Genomic DNA, 24,940 nt, shown 5'->3' on the forward strand with positions numbered 1-24,940 from the left:
CCAGTAGGAGTACCTCTTTATATCCGTTTTTATGGTAAGGAACCGCTTCTTGAGCTTTCCCCTCTTGAATGAGTTGTTATGCTTTTACGCCTCTGGCGTTGGAATGGTTCGTTCATGAACCCCTTCGAGTTCGAGCAATTCTTCGCTGTGAACCTCGATAATCGCCTGTTTAGCAGCACGACTCGCCGGATTTTCCACGGTTGCAATGAATCTTGTTCCCATATATACCCCTTGGGCTCCCATCGCAAAGGCTGCCTTAGCTCCTCGTCCATCAATAATTCCTCCGGCAGCAACCACTGGTAAACCGACAACTGAAGTCACTTGGGGTAACAGCGTAAACAGACTAACATTGAACTGACTAATATGCCCGCCTGCTTCACTACCAGTGACAATAACTGCGTCGGCTCCATGTTTTTCAGCTTCCATGGTGTTTTGAACGGTAGGTGTGATCGGTCGATATAGAACCGTTATCCCTTGTTTTTTTAATTTTTCCATTTCGCTTGGAATCATCTGATTACCAATGGCGACAACATATTTCACCTCTTCTTCGACTAAAATATTGAAAAGCAAGGTAGTAAACGGATTAGTACCACTCTCATCCAAAGGAAACATATAATTTACCGCAAAGCTTTTATTCGTCAACTGCTTCACTTTACGAATCTCGTTTCGTATATTCTCAGCATATTCTTCCAAACTGCTGGGATTCAGGGTTTGTCCTGCATTGGGTCCCAGTACCCCCCATTCCTCTTCCTTTCCAATGAAATTGCAATAAGATGACGCAAAATCAACTCCCGTTTAATTGACGTTCGGTTCTATTGTGCCATTAAAAATACTCTTAAATTGAACAAGTATTCCAACTTGAATGCACTTCACAATGATAAAACTGAGAACCAATAGTCCGAGGACGAACAGACAAATTTTTAATGTTTTCAATACTCACTCCTCCCCATATTCCTCCAGGTTTGATTAACACAAATTGTGTCCTATTTTCCTTAAGTAATATATCTGATCTGAATAAACTGAAAATAAACTGATGTGATGATGCCTATGACCCAAAACTTTAGGGAGTCAAATATGATTTACGGAACGCAAAACGAGCCCTAGAAGTGATTCTAGAGGCTCGTTTTTTTAGCTTTTTTATAAGAGACTTTTTCAGTGTCCTCTTGGAAAATGGGATCTTCTTAAAAAAAATCGCTTCATGTAGCTATTGCGGACTTCTCGTAACATCTTGCCAGTTCGCATTCGTAAGTATCTCTGCATCGTCACCAAAGAATACATTTCCCGCTTGTACATCAGCTTTCAGCCAATACATGAACCACGCTGTCATATATCCGTCAGCATGCGTGAGCATATCACCGTGATCCGTGTTGACACGTCTTGCCATAACTTTGGTTACTGTATGGGGAATATCGGCATAATTTTTCTGAAGTGACCAAAGCGGAGTAATACCTTGCCCTTCTGTTGCCATGATATCTTCGGCAGTTCCCGCATCAAAAGATCCTGTACCAGCAACCATGAAAGTGGGAATATGGACCTTTGATACGTCATAACTCCAATCCGTTCCCAATTGGCCTTCCTGTCCCCAGAAGCTTGACGTCGTGCTTGCTGTATACATGGCTTTGTAATAGTTGCCGTTGTCCTGTTTGGTTACAGCATTAATCGTTCCTACGCCGCCTTGGGAATGTCCCCCAATTCCAATGTTGTCTACATCGATCTTTCCATAAAAATCACTGGTGCGATCCTTATTTAAACTTAGCATAAAGTTAAGACTAGCTGATGAAGATGCACCAGTTCTTGAATTTTCATCCTCATTACCCACTACAATAAACCCCCAGGAAGCCAAATGTTTAAAAACCGCTTTGTATTTGGAAGCCGTAATTCCCGTACCATTAGCCATGATGACAAGGGGGAGTGGAGATTCACTTTTGTTCATGTCGGATGGATACCAAATCTCATTTTTCTTAAAGGCAGCATTCTCTGAGTCGAATTCCTGATAGGAAACCTTGTATGGCCCAAGTGCTGTATATTGTGCTTCAATGGGCTTATCCGTCTCCACTAATTTATAATAATTTGCACTGCGATACGCAAAAATCGCAAGAAGTCCTACAATAACAACAATTACGATTGCAACTACACTTAATAAAACTCTTTTAATTATTCTCATAAAACTTCACCTCAACCATTTCCCTAATTGTTCTATTCCTATGCTTCGTTTTATGGAATCAGGGTCATAATAACATTTACATGATTTTGAGACCCTAATCTACAAGCAAGTGATCATTTTAATATTATTGCTGCACCTCCATCTTTAATTAGTCTGAATGAGCAAGCTGATGCATATTTGAACATTCAAAGCATTCGCTGGTAGATGAATTGTTCTTCACTGGACTCACATTACCACGAGTGTATAAACTGAAAATAAACGAGGAAGAGTGAACCTTCGTTGTTCACCTCAAGGTGCTGATTGTGATAGAATGCAGTTCAGTTATTACAGATGTATAGGAAGGAATGAGCGGAATGTTTCAAATCCTCGTTGTAGAAGACGATATAAATACCGCCAAATTAATGAAGACGATTATAGGATCTGCAGGATACGAGGTATTTCTGGCGGAGAATGGCATTGTGGCATTGGAATTGTTAGACAGGCAACATATTGATTTGATTGTTCTTGATATCATGATGCCTCAAATGGATGGATTCGAATTGGCTCACACGATCCGAGAGGGCAGAAATGATATCCCTATACTGATGGTTAGTGCCAAACATCTACCCGCTGACAAACGTAGAGGCTTCATGGCAGGAACAGATGATTATATGGTCAAACCCGTGGACGAAGACGAAATGCTTCTGCGAATGAAAGCTTTGTTGCGTCGAGCCAAGATCCAGAACGAACGGATGCTCAAACTAGGTAAAATTACACTACAATACGATGAATTGTCGGTGACAAGAGAAGATGAAGTGCAGACACTACCGCAGAAGGAATTTTATTTATTGTACAAGTTGCTGTCCTATCCGGACAAAATTTTTACCCGTATTCAATTAATGGATGAAATTTGGGGCATGGACTCCGAAACTAGCGATATCACATTAAATGTTCACATCAATCGATTACGAAAGCGATTTGGCGATTATCCCGAATTTGAGCTTATCTCGATCCGAGGAATTGGCTATAAGGCGGTAAAACATAGTGAGTAGAAAAATAATGAATTTTATTAAAGAGAGGTCTCTCCGTGGATTTGGACTAACGTTTATGTTTACGTTCATTGTGTTGTTTATTTTGCTCGTCTCTATTTTTCTTTCGCTGGTCATTGTCGTATTTTTTGTCTATATCGGACTTTACCCTTCTCCTCCAGCCGAAGATCCAGATTCAGGTGGCGCTTTGGTTCTTATTACATATTTTGGAACGGTGAGTATTCTGGTCAGTATCCTTGCATCGTTGGTATTTAGCCGAATACCGCTCTCTCCGATTCGAAAAGTCATACGTGCGTCTGAAGAATTGGCCAAAGGAAATTTTTCGGTTCGTATTCAGCTTAAAGGGCCAAAAGAGCTAAGAAAACTGAACAGAAGTTTTAATCACATGGCTGAAGAACTCGGTAGTCTTGAAATGTTACGTTCCGATTTTATTAATAATTTTTCGCATGAATTCAAAACACCGATTGTTTCCTTGCGAGGCTACGCAAAAGTACTGAAAAGAAAAAACTTAACCGATGAGGAACGCAATGATTATTTGGATATCATCATCAATGAATCTGAACGGTTGGCTGAACTTGCTACGAATGTGCTTCAGTTATCGAAGGTCGAAAGCCAAGCCATCATTACGGAGAAAACGTCATTCAACTTAACTGAACACATCCGAACGGTGATTGTATTGTTAGAGCCGAAATGGTCTGTGAAGCATATAAGCTTTCAGTTCGATTCGTCTGAACTGATGGTTACGGCGAATGAGGACATGCTTAGTCAGGTTTGGATCAATCTTCTGGACAATGCCATTAAGTATTCACCTTCATATTCCGAGATCACAATCGCTATGGACTCGAAGGACCAACAGGTTCGTATATCGATTCACAACAATGGTCCTGGGATTAATGAGAGTCAGCAAAAAAACATTTTTGATAAATTCTATCAAGGAGATTCATCTCATTCTTCCCCTGGTAATGGATTGGGTCTGAGCATTGCACATAAGATTGTTGCACTGCATGGTGGGACAATTCAGGTTGCAAGCTCTGATGACACAGGTACAACTTTTGAAGTGACTCTTCCTTCAATCTAGAAACAATCCCATTTTTCTCAGCATTTACAATGAGAAAATGGGATTGTTTTCTACTGGGAAAATGTACAGATACCGACAACTTCAAGAAGTTTATTTTTTATTCAAATCACGACTTTGCAGAAGCAAAGTCATCTCTTCTGAAGTTTCCTGCATTCCTCTGGCAAACCATTCTTCAATCCAGCCGAACAACCCATATGAAAAATAAGCCGCTACATAAGCACCGAAGTTTGGATATTCTGGTTTGGGTCCGAATAGCTCTTTAAGTATTTCCTTCAACAGATAGAACAAATTCCTTTGACTCAGAAGCAGATAAAACTCTCTGTGTTTACTAAAATGTCCAAACAAACTTCCCAAAAGTTCATCTTCCGATGTGCCCCCACTATCTTGATATTCTGCATGCCAACTGTCTATTAAATGATAAAGATATTCCTTTAGTACATCTTCTTTTTCATCATAATTCCTGTAAAACGAAACGCGGCTGACTTGTGCTGAGGAGGTAAGTTCACTGATTGAGATAGCCTTAAGTTCTTTCATTTTCAACAAATCAAGAAGTGATTTTGTGATTTGTAGCTTCACATGTGTGCTTTTCATTTTGTTATCTGCCACGTTACATTTTATCCTTTCTGTATCATTTTGAGTTGATTCATTGATTCTAATCTTAACCGATGATACATTTGTTACACAAAAAATGATACGTCTATTTTATGTTGTTTGTACAATGGACGTGTTCAAAATAAGAGGAGATATAGCAAATGACACTCACACGAAATCGCATTATTACTTTAATTTTAATTATCATCGTAGCTGCAGTATTAGGCCGGCTTGCGGTGCGGGCCGTTTTAAATTTTATGCTCGGTGGTACTCTGTTCGGAGGTAACTTCTTATGACAAATAAAGGGAAAGGCAGAAAAAGAGTGTTGTGGGGATTGATCTATATAGTTACTTTCATTGTTGTATTCGCGGCTTCAGCATTCATCAAAATGACATACAATCCACTGTCTGGAGAAATGCAGGTTAATTGGAATGACACGGTTGGGCGGGTATATACGGATATCGCCTATGACGATAAGGAGCAAAATAAATTTGACCTCTATGTTCCAGCAGATCATACAAAGAAAAACTATGGTCTCGTCGTATATCTCCATGCAGGCGGTTTTACAACCGGTGACAAAAGTGATGATGTCAATATGCTGAAATGGCTCACGTCAAAAGGTTATGTCGCCGCCGGTATTAATTATACGCTGCGCAATGAAAATAACCCCGAAGCCACGGTGTACACCATGTCACAGGAAATCAAAAAAAGTATTCCCATTGTAAAAGCAGAAGCGGAAAAGTTAGGCTACAATCTAGATAAAATGGCTATATCCGGTGGCTCGGCAGGCGGTACTCTTGCGCTATTATATGCTTATCGTGATGCAGCCACCTCTCCACTCCCTGTCAAAATGATCTTTGAGGCGGTAGGTCCGCCCAGCTTTTATCCAGAGGACTGGACTCCCTACGGTTTCGACCAGAATCCAGATGCAGCAGCAGGCTTATTCAGCATTATGTCCGGTAACACGATTACACCAGATATGATTGGAACAGCAAGCTATGATGAAGCTGTTAAAGATATTTCACCGTTTATGTGGGTTGATAAAAATTCTGTACCCACACTTGCTGCCTATGGAAAACACGATAAGGTAGCTCCATTCGCAGCAGTACAACATTTGATCAGCGCATTAGAGGAAAACAATGTTCCGCATGATTATCTTGAATTCCCCCATTCAGGGCACGGTCTGCAAAATGATAATAAAATCTATGCCAAATATATGGATAAGGTAAACGAGTATCTGAAACGATACATGCCAACCGAATAAAATACATTACACATCATCAAAAGCGAATTTCGGAGGATCGACATGAAGAAAGTTTTTAAAATTTTGAGCATTATATTTGCTGTGATTATGGTTGTCTTGTTGTGTATTTATTTATTTGTTTTGCAATATCCAAAACTAAAAGATGATCCGAAAATTGATAAATGGTATCGTGTTACAACTAGCGATATGAAAGCATCTGATGGAAGCAGATACCGAGCGCTCTTTAAAAAAGGCAGTGAAAATAAAGTGATTGTTTATTTCGCAGGAGGCGGGGTCAGCGTCAATGAAGAAACGGCGAGAGACGAAACTTTTAATACAAAAGAGCTTCCTATCGATTTTTTGGCAAATTTCACAATGAACATGGGCGGAATTGCTACAGCATCGGATGTTAATCCTTTTCAAGATTGGACTGTGATTGCCTTCCCGTATGCTACAGGAGACTTTCATGCAGGAACTGGAGAGTTCAAATTTACAGACAAAAAAGGAAAGAAAAAAACACTGTACCATAATGGATATACTAATTTCACCACGACGATGGAAGAAGTTATGGAGCATGCTAATATTAACAATCCCGATGCAGTTTTAGTTACAGGCTATAGTGCCGGTGGATGGGGTGCATCGCTCCTTTCCGATGATGTATTTACTAATTATTTCCCAGAAGCAAAGAGTAAGACGGTTTTAGTGGATTCATCTTTGCTTCTCAATGATGACTGGCATAGTATCGCAACAGATGTATGGAAATCACCAAAACATATATCTGACCGATTAGTGTCTAACAATATTACTTTAGACAGTTTAACTGCACTACACAAGAAGTGGGGGGATCAGGTTAACATATTATTTGATTCTTCTACAAGGGACGGAGATCTAGCGAAGGTACAAAATTACTTTGATGCAGGAAAAATGGAGGTCGACGAAGGAAAGACAGATATATATCAGCAAATATTAAATGAATCGATACCTAAGTTTAAAAAACAAGCTGGAGCCCATTTGTTTATTTGGGATGGGTTACCATGGTACGATGATCCACGAAATTTAACGATGCACACCATTATAGCCACACCCCATTTTCTCGATAAATTTGAGAATGTAGGTATGTCCATATCCGACTGGACAATGAATGCGGTTAATGGCAATCTGGAAGATTACGGGCTTGATTTAGTTAACAAGACATATCCTTCAACTGATGGAAACTAAATAATTTATTAGGCTATGTGAGCAGGGTCGGGAGACCGATCCTTTTCAGATGTCTAAGAGGTGTAACGGTCGGCGAGAACAGTGTAATCGGTGCAGGTAGTCTAGTTACTAAGGATATTCCGCCTTACACTTTGGCTGTCGGCAATCCTTGTAAGGCAATCTGCTCACTTTAATTTTAGTTGATCCTCTGTGACAAATAGTGAAATCGTACTTGATAAGAACCCGTGCTAGCAAGGGGTGTGTATGCCCCCCTTGCTAGCGCGGATTTTTACATAATTGTTTGGATGATTCGTCGCGCCCTGCCGAGATTTTAGCGATCAGTTCATCACGGGTCTGGTACGATTCATGGCACATTAGGTATCAGTTGTTATATTGCAATGTATTCAAAGTACAACACATCTAATGCGCTATTCTGCCCGTAAATTGAATGGATTAACGGGTAAAACAACAATTAAATATATGGCTAATCGGTAATAGGAATATGTTCTTGTCCCTTGACAACTTTTATGTCAACCCTTGTTTTATAAGGAGTTTCTTGGTTGGCGACTATGTCATTCTACAAAAAACAGCTGTGATAAGCGCATTCTTTATACATAGTGCCCAACGGTGCAGCTCACACACCAATGACGAAGCAGTCTGTCCTTTTGTCCTTCTCAGGAAGTATCGAGCAACCAGGCACGTACACGAGCGATGACGAGCTGAAGTCCGAGCGACCGGCTCGCGGCTGCTCTCTCCAATCCGGACGAGATCCACGCAGCTCCATAGCGCCCGCCGGCGCAACTCACACACCCAAGACGTTCCTATTAAGCCAACCTCTGTTCTTATTTTTTAACAATAATAAGTGAAAATTTTGTTAATTAATTCAAAAATATTACATAAATTGGAGTGATAGTGATTTTTGTATCTGTTTTATTATGGAAATATGTGTATTGTTATCATTGTAAAACCAATTTATATCTTGGGGGGGAGGAAAACATTAATTAGTATCCTTTTCACTGTTCCTTGTTGTTTTACTTGTAAAAATCATGTCAAAATGTAAAATCAAAAACTCTCAAGGAGATGTTGATCGTGAAAAAATATCAAAAAACAACGATTGCATTACTCTCAGCCCTCTCTATGATAGTCCCTTTTCAAGCTGCTTTTGCTGATCAAGCTTTGACTCCCACTCCCCCTGTCTCACAAGATATTCTTATGCAGAGACAAGTGAAAGATGGAATCAGTATATTTGCAAGCAATCCATACCCCGGTTATTTTGATAGTGGAGTTTACACTCCATATATTTATATGACGGGAACAATTACAATAACTTTTCAAGCTAATGTTCTAGGCACCTACTACTTCCAACTCAGAAATGAGAATGGAACATTATATCCTGTAAGACATGAAGCCACTCAATATGGAAGTCAAACAGTAATAATTCCAGGGGCCTATGGTTATCAACAAATATATGCATCATCTCCGAATGGCCTCGGTGGTGGTTATTTCAATATTCATTATTAATCCTAACTAAATTATTTAGGATTCGGAAGAAATGATTTCAGGCTGGCTCAGAGATAGCCTTACAGACACGATCGGTCATGACTAAACGCTCTCATGCTTTACTACCCTTATCTAAGACTCGAACAAAAGCAGCCGATTACTTTGATCAGCTGCTTTTTAGTGTTTTCATATGCTCAAGCTAGCGTAGGCTTCATTTTAAATAAAAGTATAACTTTAAAAAAAGTTTACGTGAAATCCCTTCTTTATCGTTATTCTCAATGTAAAAAAATCGCTCAGTTTATAAGTCGTACTACCATCAATGAAATATCCAAAGTCATAATCCTCTAAAAACTGAGCCCTACTCTTTTCAGGAATAACCGTTGGGTATCGACCACGATCAAGAACAACGATTTGTCCCCTAAATTGTTGAATACCTTGATATTGAATGTCAAACTGTCGATACAAGGTTTCTGGGTCGTTCATCGCAAAGGCGTAAAAATCATGGTTTTGCTCAAGTCGAGCATTTTCGTCCTCATAAAGTACAATTTTAAATTCAGAATTATAGATGTTGTAGTAGATATAACCCTCTGAACATTCATCTAGTACCCATTCTTCCTTGTGTTCAAGCCGATTAATAATTTGTTCTAAAGGAGATTTCATCAACATATCCACTTGTACAGAAAAACACCTAAATTCCTTAAATGGCATTTAACCAATTAAGGTCTCTTCCTCAGGTACTACATAATTAACATCTCTCTATACTCGAAACCCAATTTTTAAAGCAGTCTAGTACTTCATCCAAATTTGATGCTCCCCCTGCACCGTGAAACACTCTATCCCTTACAATACAGTAGAACCAATCATCTTCATTTCTCTCTTCTTCGATCATATCAAACGGAGCATCCTCTAAAAAAGTATCTGCTAAATCGATTTTGACAGACCAACCGGGATTATCCACAGTATCAATTTTAACACCGTACGAATGCTCCCAATCACCATTACAGTTTTCAAGATACCAGTTTTGGAGCCATTTTAATGTGTTCATCATATCTACCTCTTCTGCGGAATTCATCTTTTCCTGCTGGTCTAACTCCCCCAGGTATTGAGTTGTCTTTAACATGAGGTGTTGGTAAATCTTGTTTTGTTAAATTGTTGATACGTTCTTTTCCTTTTCCATCAAGTGGGCATATTGTCCTTATACAGTTTTTTCTAACGACAATATAATTAGTGTTCAATGGCTACCAAATACTTTTCATTTCCTTTTTTATTGATCAAAGCAACTTCAAAATCAGATTCCCATTTAAGTTCGCCTAAATGTTTAGCATAGGCAAATTCATCTGGTTGTTCTGATATGACCTTTTCTAAAAGCACTTGCGTACCATCTCGTTGTAGAATAGCTATTGCTTTCTACATTATGTTGGCATATAACTTTAGCATTGTACTTCTTATTAGGACTCTTTACTGTTTCTTTCCAAGTCCATTCATTTACATAACCTAAATCTTCAATTTGTAATGCTATTTCTCTAAATGGATCAATCTTCCAACTATTACGTAGAGCAAGTTTCTCGATCCCGTCCATGAGTAGTCGAAGTGAAACCTTTTTTTTCTCAAACTCATTTTTTTCACGAAAGTCATTCAAATTAAATTGGATTGGCGCCGAACACACACCTGAATCATTAACAATTCTTTCGTCCGATATGTTTTCTACACATTCTATTAGGATTCTCCAACAATCTTTCGTTTTGTATTTTCCAAATAAACGTTCAAACATCGCTGTAATACAGCGAGTTTCCAATCTAAATGAACGTCTTTTCCATTTCCAATTTAATTCATAATCTAATTTTGTTGCTTCGTTGTACTCACATTTTTGTATTTTCATTATAGATTCAATGCTTTTATCATTCGCGATATATGGTAAGTCTAAGTCAAATTCTTTTAGATACATCTGATTCTTTCCTTCCTTCAGATACAACCTGGCCATAACAATAACGATTCTGATTAAGACTAATTGCGAAGACATCTCCTATCTTCACTCTAACCCTTTTTTCACTTGCCATTATTCGTCTCTCCCTTACTATTTCTTTTTTATTTGGCTGATACCAATTCCACTAGTAGAAATAATTTAAGTGCTTTTGATAAATGTTTAGATGTACATCTACCCGGTAATCGGACTATACTCTTGTCCATTCCGGAAGTCGGTACAAGTTCTTGTCCTTGGCTCGGGACAAGAACTTGTATCGATAAAATAAAAAAAACCGCTATAATAGCGATTTCAATGGGAATATGTTCTTATCCCTCGACAACAACATTGTTCCATTACCGCACCCAATCCACTTCATCCCGATCAAAAACCCGTTAATCTCATCATATCATAGATTAACGGGTTTAAAAAAACTTAGTTTTTTGACGTAAGCGTCAGTGGTGATACTCAACTAGTCATGAATCTTTGTTATCTTAAATTATGTCAGACTGTTGCAGTAGTCGTCTAAGGATTGTAGCTGTCTCAGCTCTTGTGATCGACTGCAATGGCGCAATCGTATTCGAATCGCGACCTGTCAGAATTCCCGTGTGGATACTGGCTGCTACTGCTTCTTTCGCCCATTCGGCTACTTGTACTGAATCTGCGAAGCTTGACAATTGCTGCACTGCATTAGCAGGCACCTGGCTGTCCAATCCTGTCACTTTCATAGCTCGTGCGATTAGAGTCATTGCTTCCTGTCGGGTAATCTGCTCATGAGGACGGAATGTGCCGTCCTTATAGCCGCTGATCAGACCATAGTCAGTAGTGGTCTTCACGAAACCTGCATACCAGTCTGTCTCGTTGACATCAGGGAAAATATTACTTCCATCAGCTGGCTTCAGACCAAGTGCGCGTACGACGATGGCTGCAAATTCTGCGCGTGTAACGCTGCGATCTGGTTCGAACGTGCTGTCCGATACGCCGCTCACGATCATACGTGAACCCATATCGTTCACTGCTGTGTTACTCCAATGGTTTGCCACATCCGTGAAGGATTGAGGATAGTACACAAGACCATATGCACTATTGGTCAAACTGCTAATCTGCGCATAGTACACGCCGTTTATTGTTGTAATCTTCGTTGGTACATGAAGAGCGCTGCCATCTTTATCAATAACGACGCCTGTTGTCATTTGGTCAGGAGTACTGTTGGCTGGAAGAGCAATGGTACGCTCTACGTAGCTACTGAATTCATTTACAGATGTAGTGTTACCATCATAGCTAGCGATCACGTTGAATTCCACAGGTGTTCCGACTAGCGTATATCCACCTTGCTGTGCAACGGACTTCGCTGCTTCCAGCGTAGTCGGATCTACTTCAGCAATCTCAACTTGAAGCTTGATGCTCTCAAGGGAGTCGTTACTATTCAATTTAAGCTGATCAGCCACACTTTTAATTTGAATCTGATTTGCTGGTAGTGTATAACTTGCTGTGTCTGTCTGAAGCACCAGCACCGCCTGTTTATCTTCCATGAGCTTCACTGTCTGTCCATTCAACTCACCGATAATTACACTCGCATTCGTACTATGACTACCCGTGACTGGAATCGTGATTACAGAGCCAGCGGGTTCGGAATTCAGCTTTTGCGCGATTGTTTCCGCATTTACAGAGATCCTCACAACCTGCTTTCCATTCACTGTGGTAGTTGTTAAGCTTCCTGCAGATTCTGCCCGGCCGTTCACCAGTACCTGAACGTCGCTGCTGCTATTATTATTTGTCAATGGGGGAGTAACACCTGCACCACCGTTGCTCGCTCCACCTGTACCAATAGTTCCAGCAGAGTTTCCACTGCCTGGATTATTATCAATTGGGGTATCAGGACTGCTGATACTGCGAGTAATGAGTAATGTGTATGTCTTCTTAGCGCTGCCATTCGGTGCAGTCACCTCGATGGTTACTGTATTGCTTCCGTTTTCGAGCGCAATATTTGCAATATTTCCACTCGTACTATTGATCTGTACGCTCGCACCCTCTTGAACAGGAGTGGCACTAACTAATAACGAGCTAGTTGAACTGCTTACAGTTGCTGTATACTGCTCCACATCCGGGCTGAAGGCTGGAGATAATGTACCGCTCGACAATTTTAAACCGCCCAGATCGGCATTTTCACTAAGTAAGCTAGTACGTTTTACAATTAGATTGTAAGTATTGATGTTGCCCTCCTCAGCTGTAACGATAATCTGTACAGTGTTCATGCCTGTCACCAGGTTAGAAACCCTATAGGAATACACATCATCAATAACGGATTGCTCAGTAGCCCCAGTGACATTTACAATCTGGCTGCTCTCAGCCTTAGAGAAGGAGAAGTCTAGACTGGTTACTTCAGGATCTACATCGACTTGATAATCCAGTTCTGTTGGCATAAAACCTGGATCAAGAGTACCTTGACCTACATTTAAGCTGGCCAGTGTTGCATTCTCGGATTGCCACTTGGCATAAAGCGTCATATTACTAGTCACGGGTGTCTCGAAATCATAGGCCTGTGTCATCTCCATATCCGTGTACCAGCCGAAGAACTTATATCCATCTCTAATTGGTGGCAATGGCTCTGTTGCCTTAGAATTATTTTCGACCGACTGCGGCAAGATCGAGGTGCCTCCGTTCGTGACGAAGGTAATCTCAGAAATCCCACTTTGCCATTGTGCGTAGAGTGTGACGTCAGTGTTGCTGATGTTGAACGTATCATTCGGATTGTAGCTTGTGCCCGTTCCGTCTGCTGCTGTATTCCAGTGTGAGAAAGTGTAACCTGCTCTCTCCATATTCCCTGTATTTCCAGCTACTGTGACGACCGGTGATACCGTAGAGTAGCCCTGATTGTCTAGGGGAACACTACCTGTCTCATGACCGTTTCCATTGTAGTTGACGTTATACTGGGTAACCAGTTTCTTCACGGTTGCTTTCTGACCAGCTGATTGATCCCGGTAAGCGCCGTATGGAATGTCCTTGGAGTCCAGAGCAAACGAAATATTCTGCACTTGGTTAAGAGTGTTAGGTCCTGTGAAGTTACCTCCTCCAACAGGTTGCCATTGATTACCGACGAGCTTTCTGACAGCTGCTTGAGGACGTGACCCACCGAACATGCCGCCGTTTTCGCTATAAGCAATATAAAGGGTTCCTATCGAATCAAAAAGCAATATGTTTTCTCTGGAGGCATTCGTGGCTAAGCCACTGGTTCCTAGAGTCTCCCATTGCGTACCCGTAAACTTGATTACAGAGTTTCTAAAAGAAATATCTTGATTGGTAAAAGCAATATAAGGGATATCGTCTGATCCGATTGCGATTGAAAAATGTGAGGCTTGACCATTAGTTAGCTTTCTTTGGCCTACATATTCCCACGTATTACCATTAAGCTTCTTAACAGACATCTGATAATTGTCCGTTCCATCATTATAGACAACATAAGGAGTATTCTGATAATCCAATGCTAGAGCCATTTCATTGGTATCGTGTGTTACTACAGGTGCTCCACCGACAGTTGCCCAGGCACCACTCGTAAATTTGAGGACAAGGGGAACAGGAACATTCACATTCGATCTATCTCTAAAGAGAATATAAGGGTTATCTTGGGAATCGAAGGTGATTTGAATATTGTCCGCTATACCTACCGAGGCGTGTTGCCCCCCCACGGGTTGCCATTGACCGTCCGTGAATTTCCTAACCGCCAGCTTATAATTGTTGGCTGCGTCCGAGTATGCAAGGTATGGTGTACCTTGCTTATCGAAGATTAGGGACAACTCAGCCGCTTGTCCTGTTGAGATTCCTGGGTCCCCTACATATTCCCATGCACCATCAACAAATTTCATGACCGATGCCTTATTGAGGTTTCCTTCATCTTTAAAAGCAACATAAGGATTATCTTGAGGATCCAAGGCCAGTGAAATATATTCAGCTTGTCCAGAGCTAATCCCCGGGGAACCTAAAGTTGTCCAAGATTCGGTGGCTGCGTGAGCACGCTCTCCTCCCCAAGTGTGAAATCCGGGGATACCGCCCAGAACTAATAGACAGGTAAGTATCATAGATACTGCTCTCTTTGCATTTAGCATATTCTTGCTCATTCTTTACATCCTTTCTAGTTGATTTTTTTATATCAAAAGACTTAAGGGGTATTATACAGTTGGATTCTGAACCGATTCTGAACAATTGATCCAAAAAAGGAAATTGTCACCTGTTCAGCAGGGATCATGTGAGGGGACAGTCAAGTTACTCTAAGTGATTACAAGATGGAAATCTGAGTTCGACGGTACAATTGTTAATTCTATTCACTCTGGCTTTACAGAATCTCAGCGAGTTCTGTATCTGAGGTTCTTGTCCTTAGCTTGATATAAGAACTTGGTTCAATATAACAAAAAAAGCCGCTATAATAGCGACTTGAATGGAAACAATGTTGTTCTCCAACGACATACCCTTACCCTACCCTACACTACAAGGCTAAAGACAGGCTACTGTCGCGGAAGGCATACGTTACTTTGTGCAACGGGGTATGGGATACTTTATTTTTACATAATCAATATACTGCGAGCGGGTCATAGCCCCCGTTTTCTGGCAAAATTCATCATATGTAATGTCCTCCGATAATCCGAATTCCGCCAACGCCAGTTTACGCTCCTTCGCATACTGCGGATGGGCCAGGTCCTTCTCATGCATACGCTCAGACGGCGGGCCAAAGCATTCGGTAGTCAGACCCGAGTAAGCTCCGTGATTCATGAAATTCCGTTCCAGCCTAAATGTCGTTTGCTCCTCTGGTTTATGCAACGTGCCCAAGCCCCAGCTCAAACGGACTACACGCTCATTCGTCACGCTGATTGTCGGTCCGTACCCTATAGGAAATAGGATATCCTCTTCCTCCAATGGTTTATGATACACAAACTCATATCCTCCACGCAGAAAGAAGTCATCCATCACAATCCTCGTTGTCTCCGACATCGGTGCCGCCAAAATATCCGCTAGCAATGGGGAACGCTCCGTTGTCTTCCATAAGAAGGGCCTAACAAACAGCGGCATGGTCAAGACCGTTCTCCAGATGCTTTGCTCGGCAAATAAATGATCCTTTTCCATCTGACGAAGGTTACCAATCACAAGCACATACCCATCAGTATGCAAATCCAACTCTACTCTGAAAATATCACCTGGCACCGCCTGATAACGTTGATTTGGCATATTTTTCAATCGATCCAGCTTGCGGTCATAGTCATCCGGCACGGTGCCCGGAAAATGCTCCAGCCAGGAGATGACCTCTGCTTTGCATGACATATGGGAACAGCCCGAAATCGGTAGACTCACGCTGTTACGTGTATTATAAGCTGTAACGTAACTCTTACCATCATACGTACTGATTCCAGCGGAGAACGTGACACCTTCTGCCTTGAAGCCGGATACTGTCGTGTAGGTCAATTTCTTCTCCTTGCCTCTGCTGGTTTTGGGCACAACAAATTGCCGATCACGCACCTCAATATACACATCCTCTTCCACATAGCTTTCCGGCAGGCTCGATATTCGTTTACGAATGACGTCTCCATCAAAATAAACATAGTAGCCCTTCTTGATGTCTACCCTATCCCAGTGCGATTCAACAGGATCAAGACCAACATATGCGCGGTTTTCATTGCTCAGCCATGCATCCACAAGCAAAATCTCCTTTCCAAGTTATACTGCCCTGTCTTTTTTTATTAGCACTCATCCTCTAATTTAGACTACCACTCTTAGTTTGGGGATGTCAGCATTAATTCTTAATAATTTGGATTCCAACTATACTCACTCCTTGGTTTAACAGACCATTCACACCAACAAAGATCCGTAATTGATTAGAAATACGACCAGTCCCAGTATTAATAGAGTGAGACAACTAGTTCTATTATTAAAAAAGCAGCCCCGTCAGGAGCTGCCTCATGTTATGCCTTATCTTGTAATCTTATCTGTTTCCGCTGACCCATTAGCTTACTCGGCATCCGGATAAGGATTGATCTTCTGGATCGTTCCGTCCTCGTTGTATTTCAGCTCGGAATATTTAACGCAACGCTTGTGGTTGACCCCTTCCGACAGGGAGCTGTCGTGATAGAACAGATACCACTTGTCTTCAACTTGCACTATGGAGTGGTGGGTTGTCCAGCCGATAACCGGAGAGAGAATCTCTCCCTTGAACGTGAAGGGTCCCATCGGGTTCTTACTGATCGCATATACGAGCTTATGCGTGGTTCCTGTAGAGTAGGACAGGTAGTAATAGCCGTTATATTTATGCACCCATGGGCCTTCAAAATATCTTCGTTCCTCATCCCCGGCCAGAATCGGATTTCCGTCTTCATCGACAATCGATATCTCGGCAGGCTTGCCCTGGAAAGACAGCATGTCGTCGCTAAGCAGTGCAACTTGCGGTCCAAGCGCCGGCTGGTCTGGAGTAGGTCCTTCTGCATCTGGCACGAAGCTGCCGGTTTGCCATTTCTCCAGCTGCCCGCCCCAGAGTCCGCCGAAATAGATGTATGACTGATTGTCTTCATCCACCAGTACGGCCGGATCGATACTGAAGCTGCCTTCCATATAATTCGGCTGTGGCGTGAACGGGCCTGCCGGAGACTCTGATGTTGCCACACCCAGACGGAAGATGCCGTCATGATCCCGTGCCGGGAAGAACAGGTAATAGGTATTGTTCTTATAAGCGGCATCCGGTGCCCAGAGTTGCTTGGAGGCCCACGGAATATCTCTCAGATGTAACGCTTCGCCGTGATCAACCACTGGGGAATCGAAGTTGTTCATCGAGAGCACATGATAGTCTTCCATTTTATACTGGTCGCCGTTATCGTTGCTCGGCTCGTCATGATCGAGGTCATGGGAAGGATAGATGTAGATTTTGCCCTCGTAGACATGGACGGACGGGTCCGCAGTGAAGATGTGGGTTACGAGCGGCTGGTGGGGCTTAGGTAGTTGTTGTTGATTCATAAGGCATCTCCTTTGGTATTGGAATAGTAGAATCTTTCATAATAAGCAGAGCTGGCGTTCTCTGTAACGTTGCCCAAGGCGCCTCATCGGCCAGCATGTAGGCATTCCCGCGCTCGGTCCAGGAATAACACTCCAATATCCGGCGATTACGGGATTACGATCATTCAGTGATTGCATCCTCAGAATTAAAAGCAAGCGTTTACATTCTCTATTGTATAAGCCCCTCTTGTTTTTTCCTATACACATACTAAAGATCTTCCCCCGAAAAAATGTACAATTTCCGCCCATTTCAGTATATTGGAAATTCAAACGAAGAAATTTTAAAATTTATCAAATTATAGTTAAATTAAAAAGGAGCTTTTTCTAACAAAAGCTCCTTTACTTTAGGTTGAATAACTACATATTTGCCAGCATTAATACATCCTCAAGGTTCAGCCTTCCAATAACCTCATACCCTCGATTATTTCCCAGCGGTTTAATTACTACCGTTCCCATATTGGGGATGTCTCCTAGACCAATACCGGATGGAAAAGAGTGAGCTATTATAACTCTATTCGAATTATTAGGTGGTACATGTTCAACCTCATTTGTAAAGTCCTTAACTATTTGTTTTGAATCTTCAGCACCTATATTCTTGCTAAGTTCATATATTCTCAACCAGAATTCTTTAATAGTTACATTTTGTGTACCAAATGCCGCTTCGGCAGTTTGCACAGTTCTACATAATGGACCTGATTCGACCGGAAGAGTAACGGGTATGTTAAGTTTTCGTAAGGCTTCCCCATATTTTTTTGCTTGCTCTTTTCCTATAACGCTCAGGTTCCTTTGGGTGGAACAATCCATCAGACTAAATCCTGGTTGATCCTCTCCTACATTCGCCTCCCCATGACGAACATAAAGAATATACCCTCCTTGACGGAGTTCATTGATAAGAGAACCTGCATCTTCAGAGGAAGGGGAAGCATAAGATGGTGAGATCAACATCAATAGACAGAGTAACGATATATACAAACGATACATTTCTTAACCACCTTTTTCTTCATACCGTCTCCATTCCTAGATGACTTTATACAATGTTTAAAGTGGATAAGAGTCACCTTTGTTAACTACACCTATGTCGCAACTCTCATATCTGGCATGTCGATTCAGGCCGTGAACGGTGCTAGCCGTGAAGATCTTGAAGATATGATTAATATCGCTCTCTCCACATTGTCTCCTATCCATAATGAACTCTATTTTCAATCGCAATATCTATATCGTTCATGTGATTGATAGCAACAAAAAGACGCCCCGCATAGCGGAGCGACTTGAAGAAGTACTCATTAAAATCTATTGATTGTATTTGGTTTATTCCATCAAATCGGTTACTGCCCCTTTGGAAGCGGAGGAAACTAATTTAGCATATTTGGCAAGTACACCGGATTTCACTTTCAGTGGAGGTTGTACCCAGGCTTTCGCTCGAGCGGCTAACTCTTCTTCTGACACTTCAACCTTCATCTCTTGGATGTCACTATCAATCGTGATAATATCCCCATTTCTAAGCAAACCGATCGGTCCACCGACTTGTGCTTCAGGTGATACATGGCCGACTACAAATCCATGTGAACCACCCGAGAATCGACCATCTGTGATAAGGGCGACTTTCCCACCGAGTCCTTTTCCTACGATAAGTGCTGTAACGGAAAGCATCTCAGGCATACCAGGTCCACCTTTTGGACCACAATAGCGTATGACCACGACGTCCCCTTCTTTAATTTCATCGTTCATAATCGCTACTGTCGCTTCGTCTTCGCTATCATACACCTTAGTCGGGCCAGAGAACTGTTGGATCTTCATGCCTGACATTTTCGCAACAGCGCCTTCAGGGGCGAGATTTCCTCGAAGTACAACCAGTGGTCCATTTGGCTTAAGTGGATTATTGAGCGGTCGTATAATCTCTTGATCATTTTCAAGTGGAGCAGATTCCGCTAAATTCTCCGCTAACGTTTTACCTGTTACGGTGAGGCAATCCCCATGAAGTAAACCCTCAGCAAGCAATAGCTTCATTACCCCGGAAACACCACCAATATCATTCAAGTCCTGCATGACGTATTGACCACTTGGCTTCAGATCCGCCAAATGAGGAACACGCAAACGAATACGCTCAAAATCATCCAGGGTTAGATCTACTTCAACCGAGTGCGCAATAGCTAGCAGATGGAGAAACGCATTGGTTGACCCGCCTAGAGCCATAACAACCGTGATCGCATTCTCAAATGCTTTCTTCGTCATAATGTCTCTTGGATAGATCTCCTGTTCAAGAAGTGAGATGACCTGCTTACCGGCTGCTTCGCACTCCAATGCTTTATCGGCTGAAATGGCTGATGTTGAAGAAGAACCAGGTAAACACATACCCATTGCTTCTGCAGCTGCCGCCATCGTGTTAGCGGTATACATGCCGCCACAAGCCCCTGGACCTGGACAAACGCTACATTCGACCTTATGCAGCTGTTCATCTGTTATTTTCCCATCTTGATATTGACCCACGGCTTCAAAAGCCGAAACGATATCTACATTTTTACCATCGAGATTACCCGGTTGAATGGTTCCTCCATATACATAAACGGAAGGAATGTTCATCCGTCCAATAGCCATCAGACATGCAGGAGTATTCTTGTCACACCCACCGATCGCAACCACGCCGTCAAAACGCTCCGCTCCGGTTACAATTTCAATCGAATCAGCTATAGCTTCCCGGCTTGGCAGTGAGAACAACATCCCGCCGTGCCCCATGGAGATCCCATCCGAAACGGTAATTGTATTGAAAATTAGTGGAGCACCGCCGTTATTACGTGCACCCTGCTTAGCTTGCACCGCTAAATCATTGATGTGCATATTACATGGCGTTACCTCACTCCACGTACTCGCTATTCCGATCATTGGCTTTTTAAAATCCTCATCCTGAAAACCCACTGCACGCAGCATCGCTCTGTTCGGAACCCGGTTAGCACCTTCACTGATCACTTTGCTTCGAATACGAAGATCTTTTTTGTTTTCCATGTCCTTACCCCTCATTTCAAAGTATTTCGTTCAGTTCCTGCATTGGTCGAATAAAATTTTGTTTCATTATTACGTGAGCATCCTCACTATTTTTGCCTTCAAAAGCTTTAATAATCAAATCATGCTCTTCGACTGAAGCAAGTGTAGCTGTAATAGGTTGTTTTAAAAACACATATTTAAATCGCCTAATGTGAATCTGGAGAGAGGTATTAAATGTGGCCACATAAGAATTATCTGAGAGCTCCACAATATAATTATGAAATTGTTCATCCACCTCCATGGCCTGATACACTTGACCATTTTTAATGGAATTTGCAAATTCCAAATTAATAGATCTTAGTTTCTCAATCTGTTCTGGAACAATAATTTGGGCGGTGATTTCAGCAGCCAAGGCCTGAAGAGCAGCCATGGTTGAATACATCTTAAAAATATCGTTTTTCTCAATATTCGTTACTTTTGTTTCTTTTCCTGGATGCATAGACACGAGGCCTTGAACTTCGAGTAACTGAAATGCCTCCCGAATCGGTGTCCGGCTAACTCCAAGCGATTCAGCCATTTCCGCATCAATAAGCTTTTCACCTGGTTGCAGTGTTCCATCAATGATCCATCGCTGAATCTGAGAAAACGCTCTTTCTTTTGCGGACATACGAACGGGTAAGGAAAAATCTTTAGGAATTGGCATGGTTTTCATCCTCATTACGATTATTCTTATATGCAATATATCGCATACACGATTGAGAAGCAATTAATATTTCATTTTATTACTCACTCCATTAAGTTGTTTGTCCGGATAACTCTAATATTTTCTAAACTGATTCGGCGAGATCCCTGTTCTTGATTTGAAATCCTCATCCATTTTACTTCCTAACATAGCATTCAGCCTTTCGAACTGGTTCTCAAACCCATTAACCGTTTTGGAGTAAGGAGGAAACATAATTCCTGCATTATTAATGCAGGATATCCAACCGAACATAGTCTTCCATCATTACATTTACTCATATTCGTCTCCTGTCCTTCTCTTCATTCAATTACTTCAACTCACATTCTCGGTACATATACGACTCTACTGTGGATTTATCCGAATCTCTCATCAAAGGGCTTATACAATAAAAAAAGGGTCCCGACAAAAAGCAGTCGACACCTTTTTTTAGAATGCTTATTGGTATTATTTATTGAGATGCTTGGTTAAGAGCTTTTAAAAATACCTCTGTTGGTTGTGCGCCGGATATCGCGTATTTTCCATCAATGACAAAGAAAGGTGCTCCTGTTATCCCTAATTGTTTTGCTGTGGCTTCATCTGAACGCACTTCGCCAGCATATTTGGATGGATCATGGAGAACTGCCATTGACTCGTCCCTATTCATTCCAACTGATTCTGCAATATCTGCTAAAGTAACATGATCACTAATTAGCTTGGCGTCCGTGTAATAAGAGTAGAACAGCTTCTCTGCTAATTCCTGATCTTTACCCACAGATTTGGCATACTGGGTTAAACGATGCGCATCAAACGTATTGGTGGGCTTTATTTGGTCGATATTATACACGAGACCCATCATTGCTGCTTGTTGTTCAAGTTCAGCATGTGCCTTTTTCGCTTGCTCGATGCTCATACCATGTTTCTCAGAAAGTATTTGATGCATACTTTTGCCTGAGTACATGGATGTTTGCGGATTAAGTTCAAAGCTTTTATATTCAATAAGCACTTCATTCGAAAGAGCGAATTGCTCCAGTGCAGATTCTAATCGTCGTTTACCAATATAACAAAATGGACAAACATAATCTGACCATATCTCGATTTTCATTTTGAATCCTCCCTCACTAACCACCTTAAGCGGTGAATACTACATTTTTATTGAGCTTATTTGTTATAAATAATAGGCATTTTTCTAATCAATTGGTTGTCTCGAGTGGCAGAGTACATGAATTCGGCAACATTCTCTCTAGAAACAGACCATTTAGCCGATTGATCTCCGAATGAATAGTCGTAAGACTGCCCTGTATATTTTACATTGGGGTTAATAATTCGAACGACTGTCCAATCCAGATTCGATTTTTTAATCATTCCTTCCATTTTCTTCATTTCTGCATAACCGTTTGGAAGGAGAACTTTGGCTAATACACCTGGAAGTATCGTGGACATGTTTTTCTTATCGTCATCTGATTGCAAAGCTGGCGTCGCAAGTGTAATGAACCTTTTTTTGTTAAGTTCGTTCATAGCCCTAATCATCAGTTCGTGCCCGTCAGCAATCGGCGTGCCTTTAAGCTTTCGTGACATATCGGATGCTGGCCCCAATGTGCTGATTACGACATCGGATTCGGTAATGGCCTTCTCGATGGTAGAAGTATTCGAAAGCTCCCCTTGTACAAGGCTCAAATTTGGATGTTTGAGGCTGATTTTTTGGGGGTTTCTGACGTATGCCGTAACGAAATCTCCGTGATCTAAAGCTAGTTGTGTTACAAGCTGTCCAATTGCACCACTTGCACCAAAAATGGTGATATTCATATTCTTTCTTGTATCTCCTTTAAAATAAATTATTCAATTCACACTTTATCTTCAGTTATAAACTCTTCTACTCTGTCTTTTTTGGTGTACATGTCGTACCAAATATCAGCGATTTTATCTTGAACTCCTGAATTCGGCTGCATCCAGATTCCGATCGAAAGGTGACCTGCATAAACTCCTTTGTCCGCTAATTCGCTGTTCAAATTAAAGATATAATTACGGAGTCCTGAGATTGCAATTCCGACATTACCCATCCTTGGAACTGGGTGCACTGAAGCACCTCCAGTTGTAAATAACAGAGCACCGCTTTGCTTATCCAACATATCCGGAAGTACTTGTTTAACACTTGATAGAGCACCTAAAACATTATATTGAAATTGGTATAACGCATTTTCTTCAGTTACATCTAGTGTTGGCGCTACTGAGTCAAAGCTCGGCGTGGGACTGTATTCAAGAACATCAATAAATCCGTACTTCTCTTTAACAGCAGCAAAAGCCGTCTCAATTTGTTCTTTGTTTAATATGTCCGCTTGAAATGAAGCAGCTTCGATTCCCAATTGTTCTAATTCAATAACCAGTTGGTTCAATTTTTCTTCATTTCGTGCAATAAGCGCTACGCGAAAGCCATTTTGTCCGAATTTCTTTGCAATGGACATGCCTAATCCTGCGCCTGCTCCAACAATCGCTATCGTTTTCATCTAAAATCTCTCCCTTAGTTAGAGTTAATTATCAGTAAGATAAATAATGGTCAATCTGTTGTATATTTATCTTTTGTTTATTATGATTAACAAAAGGTCAGCATTCAATGTTTAATAATTTTGATTTTGAGAGATAAAATACAGTTTGAGGCCAAATGTCGTATATCTAACAAAAAAAAGTTAAGGGAACGAGTCATAATGAACAAAAAAACCGATTTGCGTATCCTTCGCTCCAAACATTCGATAAAAAAGGCGTTTATAGAACTTCTAAATGAAAAGGGGTACGAAGGGATTACAATCCAAGATATTGCCGATAAGGCGATGATTAACCGAAATACATTTTACCTTCATTATCAGAACAAACCCGATTTATTAAATGTATCTATGGACGAATTGTTAGAAGAATTAAAGAGTACTCTCAAGCTTTGTTCGAGCAGTAAATCTCCTATAAGTGGCTCTATGCTTGAACAACTAATGCAAACCATACTTGAGAAAATTAAAGGCAATATTCCCTTTTATAAAGCATTGTTAATTGATGAGAATAGAATTTATGGGTTTCAATCAAAAATGGAGGGAATTATAAAAAATACAGTGGTAGATGGCTTGGATGATATTCCCCTGAAGATTTCAAAGGAATTATTACTTCAATATATCGCATCTACTTTTATGGGCATTGTAATATGGTGGGTTAAAAATGATTTTTCTTATACTCCAAGTGAACTTGCTTCTCAATTCGGAAAAATTCTAACTCATGGACACTTAAAAGCCGCAGGTATTGCTATAGATGATGAGTGATAAATGCTTGCGAACAGTAGCTGGCTAGATAGAGAGTGATATATATCGTAATCAATATTAAGTTGTTAATAGCTAAAAAACGTGGGTAATTATCATTGGCACGGTATTATGCTTGAAGCACTCCCTAAAAAAGAAACCGACCTTGGACCTGCAG

23 protein-coding genes and 1 pseudogene are annotated in these 24,940 nt (G+C 41.2%); 7 read left to right on the top strand and 17 right to left on the bottom strand.

Translation table 11 applies throughout. The features are described from left to right. Positions 1 to 84: 84 nt before the first annotated feature. Positions 85 to 693 (bottom strand): nitronate monooxygenase, encoded by a 609-nt coding sequence (locus MHH93_RS01865; RefSeq protein ID WP_500052508.1) that lies wholly within the window; start codon positions 691 to 693, stop codon positions 85 to 87. Positions 694 to 1,204: 511 nt separating this feature from the next. After that, on the bottom strand, positions 1,205 to 2,164 hold the full coding sequence (locus MHH93_RS01870) for a poly(ethylene terephthalate) hydrolase family protein (protein WP_500052509.1): 960 nt from the start codon (positions 2,162 to 2,164) through the stop codon (positions 1,205 to 1,207). A gap of 353 nt (positions 2,165 to 2,517) precedes the next feature. On the opposite strand from MHH93_RS01870, the gene MHH93_RS01875 reads away from it, so the two are divergent. Both MHH93_RS01875 and MHH93_RS01880 read left to right on the top strand, forming a co-directional pair. After that, positions 2,518 to 3,195 carry a response regulator transcription factor gene (locus MHH93_RS01875; protein WP_500052511.1) on the top strand — a complete coding sequence of 226 codons (678 nt, stop codon included), beginning with the start codon at positions 2,518 to 2,520 and terminating at the stop codon, positions 3,193 to 3,195. After that, a complete protein-coding gene (locus MHH93_RS01880; RefSeq protein WP_500052513.1) occupies positions 3,188 to 4,270 on the top strand; it encodes a HAMP domain-containing sensor histidine kinase in 1,083 nt (360 codons plus the stop codon). The genes MHH93_RS01875 and MHH93_RS01880 overlap by 8 nt, the downstream gene beginning before the upstream one ends. 90 nt (positions 4,271 to 4,360) lie before the next feature. Here MHH93_RS01880 and MHH93_RS01885 read toward each other — a convergent pair whose 3' ends face one another. After that, the gene (locus MHH93_RS01885) at positions 4,361 to 4,876 is read right to left on the bottom strand and encodes a TetR/AcrR family transcriptional regulator (RefSeq protein WP_278294890.1); all 516 of its coding nucleotides are present in this window, start codon (positions 4,874 to 4,876) and stop codon (positions 4,361 to 4,363) included. Between the two features lie 277 nt (positions 4,877 to 5,153). Here MHH93_RS01885 and MHH93_RS01890 point away from each other — a divergent pair, with 277 nt between their 5' ends. From MHH93_RS01890 to MHH93_RS01900, 3 genes and pseudogenes are all read left to right on the top strand, one after another. Next, on the top strand, positions 5,154 to 6,125 hold the full coding sequence (locus MHH93_RS01890) for an alpha/beta hydrolase (protein WP_500052515.1): 972 nt from the start codon (positions 5,154 to 5,156) through the stop codon (positions 6,123 to 6,125). A gap of 42 nt (positions 6,126 to 6,167) precedes the next feature. Next, the gene (locus tag MHH93_RS01895; RefSeq protein WP_500052517.1) at positions 6,168 to 7,322 is read left to right on the top strand and encodes a pectin acetylesterase-family hydrolase; all 1,155 of its coding nucleotides are present in this window, start codon (positions 6,168 to 6,170) and stop codon (positions 7,320 to 7,322) included. Positions 7,323 to 7,375: 53 nt separating this feature from the next. Further along, positions 7,376 to 7,495 (top strand): annotated as a pseudogene (locus MHH93_RS01900) (sugar O-acetyltransferase); the annotation flags it as partial. 480 nt (positions 7,496 to 7,975) lie between these two features. Here MHH93_RS01900 and MHH93_RS01905 read toward each other — a convergent pair. Then, complete coding sequence (locus tag MHH93_RS01905; protein ID WP_500052518.1) at positions 7,976 to 8,107, bottom strand: hypothetical protein; 132 nt, start codon at positions 8,105 to 8,107, stop codon at positions 7,976 to 7,978. 283 nt (positions 8,108 to 8,390) lie between these two features. Here MHH93_RS01905 and MHH93_RS01910 point away from each other — a divergent pair, with 283 nt between their 5' ends. Next, on the top strand, positions 8,391 to 8,822 hold the full coding sequence (locus tag MHH93_RS01910; RefSeq protein ID WP_500052520.1) for a hypothetical protein: 432 nt from the start codon (positions 8,391 to 8,393) through the stop codon (positions 8,820 to 8,822). Between the two features lie 213 nt (positions 8,823 to 9,035). Here the strand turns inward: MHH93_RS01910 and MHH93_RS01915 are convergent, their stop codons facing one another. The 13 genes from MHH93_RS01915 to MHH93_RS01975 all read right to left on the bottom strand — a co-directional run bounded on the left by MHH93_RS01915 (position 9,036) and on the right by MHH93_RS01975 (position 23,991). Beyond that, a complete protein-coding gene (locus MHH93_RS01915) occupies positions 9,036 to 9,461 on the bottom strand; it encodes a hypothetical protein (RefSeq protein WP_500052521.1) in 426 nt (141 codons plus the stop codon). Positions 9,462 to 9,546: 85 nt separating this feature from the next. After that, the gene (locus tag MHH93_RS01920) at positions 9,547 to 9,873 is read right to left on the bottom strand and encodes an immunity 53 family protein (RefSeq protein ID WP_500052522.1); all 327 of its coding nucleotides are present in this window, start codon (positions 9,871 to 9,873) and stop codon (positions 9,547 to 9,549) included. A 261-nt stretch (positions 9,874 to 10,134) separates the two neighbouring features. Continuing rightward, positions 10,135 to 10,746: a hypothetical protein gene (locus MHH93_RS01925; RefSeq protein ID WP_500052525.1), complete on the bottom strand. Its 612-nt coding sequence runs from the start codon at positions 10,744 to 10,746 to the stop codon at positions 10,135 to 10,137. Next, positions 10,727 to 10,858, bottom strand: a complete 132-nt coding sequence (locus tag MHH93_RS01930) for an Imm26 family immunity protein (protein WP_500052527.1) — start codon at positions 10,856 to 10,858, stop codon at positions 10,727 to 10,729. The genes MHH93_RS01925 and MHH93_RS01930 overlap by 20 nt, the downstream gene beginning before the upstream one ends. 397 nt (positions 10,859 to 11,255) lie before the next feature. Further along, positions 11,256 to 14,624, bottom strand: coding sequence for an S-layer homology domain-containing protein (locus tag MHH93_RS01935; protein WP_500052528.1), 3,369 nt, complete (start codon positions 14,622 to 14,624; stop codon positions 11,256 to 11,258). A gap of 658 nt (positions 14,625 to 15,282) precedes the next feature. Continuing rightward, entirely contained in the window at positions 15,283 to 16,443 is a 1,161-nt protein-coding gene (locus MHH93_RS01940; protein WP_500052529.1) for an immunity 26/phosphotriesterase HocA family protein, read from the bottom strand. A gap of 312 nt (positions 16,444 to 16,755) precedes the next feature. Further along, complete coding sequence (locus tag MHH93_RS01945; protein ID WP_500052531.1) at positions 16,756 to 17,751, bottom strand: glycoside hydrolase family 43 protein; 996 nt, start codon at positions 17,749 to 17,751, stop codon at positions 16,756 to 16,758. A 396-nt stretch (positions 17,752 to 18,147) separates the two neighbouring features. Beyond that, the gene (locus MHH93_RS01950) at positions 18,148 to 18,771 is read right to left on the bottom strand and encodes a histidine phosphatase family protein (RefSeq protein ID WP_500052532.1); all 624 of its coding nucleotides are present in this window, start codon (positions 18,769 to 18,771) and stop codon (positions 18,148 to 18,150) included. Positions 18,772 to 19,098: 327 nt separating this feature from the next. Beyond that, positions 19,099 to 20,790: a dihydroxy-acid dehydratase gene (gene ilvD, locus MHH93_RS01955; protein WP_500052533.1), complete on the bottom strand. Its 1,692-nt coding sequence runs from the start codon at positions 20,788 to 20,790 to the stop codon at positions 19,099 to 19,101. A 16-nt stretch (positions 20,791 to 20,806) separates the two neighbouring features. Further along, positions 20,807 to 21,472: a GntR family transcriptional regulator gene (locus MHH93_RS01960; protein WP_500052534.1), complete on the bottom strand. Its 666-nt coding sequence runs from the start codon at positions 21,470 to 21,472 to the stop codon at positions 20,807 to 20,809. Positions 21,473 to 21,959: 487 nt separating this feature from the next. Further along, positions 21,960 to 22,592 carry a DsbA family oxidoreductase gene (locus MHH93_RS01965; protein WP_500052535.1) on the bottom strand — a complete coding sequence of 211 codons (633 nt, stop codon included), beginning with the start codon at positions 22,590 to 22,592 and terminating at the stop codon, positions 21,960 to 21,962. 56 nt (positions 22,593 to 22,648) lie between these two features. Then, on the bottom strand, positions 22,649 to 23,293 hold the full coding sequence (locus MHH93_RS01970; protein ID WP_500052536.1) for an NAD(P)-dependent oxidoreductase: 645 nt from the start codon (positions 23,291 to 23,293) through the stop codon (positions 22,649 to 22,651). A 38-nt stretch (positions 23,294 to 23,331) separates the two neighbouring features. Continuing rightward, complete coding sequence (locus MHH93_RS01975) at positions 23,332 to 23,991, bottom strand: SDR family NAD(P)-dependent oxidoreductase (protein WP_500052537.1); 660 nt, start codon at positions 23,989 to 23,991, stop codon at positions 23,332 to 23,334. 198 nt (positions 23,992 to 24,189) lie between these two features. Between MHH93_RS01975 and MHH93_RS01980 the strand changes: the two genes are divergently transcribed. Further along, on the top strand, positions 24,190 to 24,786 hold the full coding sequence (locus MHH93_RS01980; RefSeq protein WP_500052539.1) for a TetR/AcrR family transcriptional regulator: 597 nt from the start codon (positions 24,190 to 24,192) through the stop codon (positions 24,784 to 24,786). The last annotated feature ends 154 nt before the right edge of the window (positions 24,787 to 24,940 follow it).

The organism is Priestia sp. FSL H7-0729 (assembly GCF_038005685.1).
In the GTDB taxonomy this organism is placed as follows: Bacteria; Bacillota; Bacilli; order Paenibacillales; family Paenibacillaceae; genus Paenibacillus.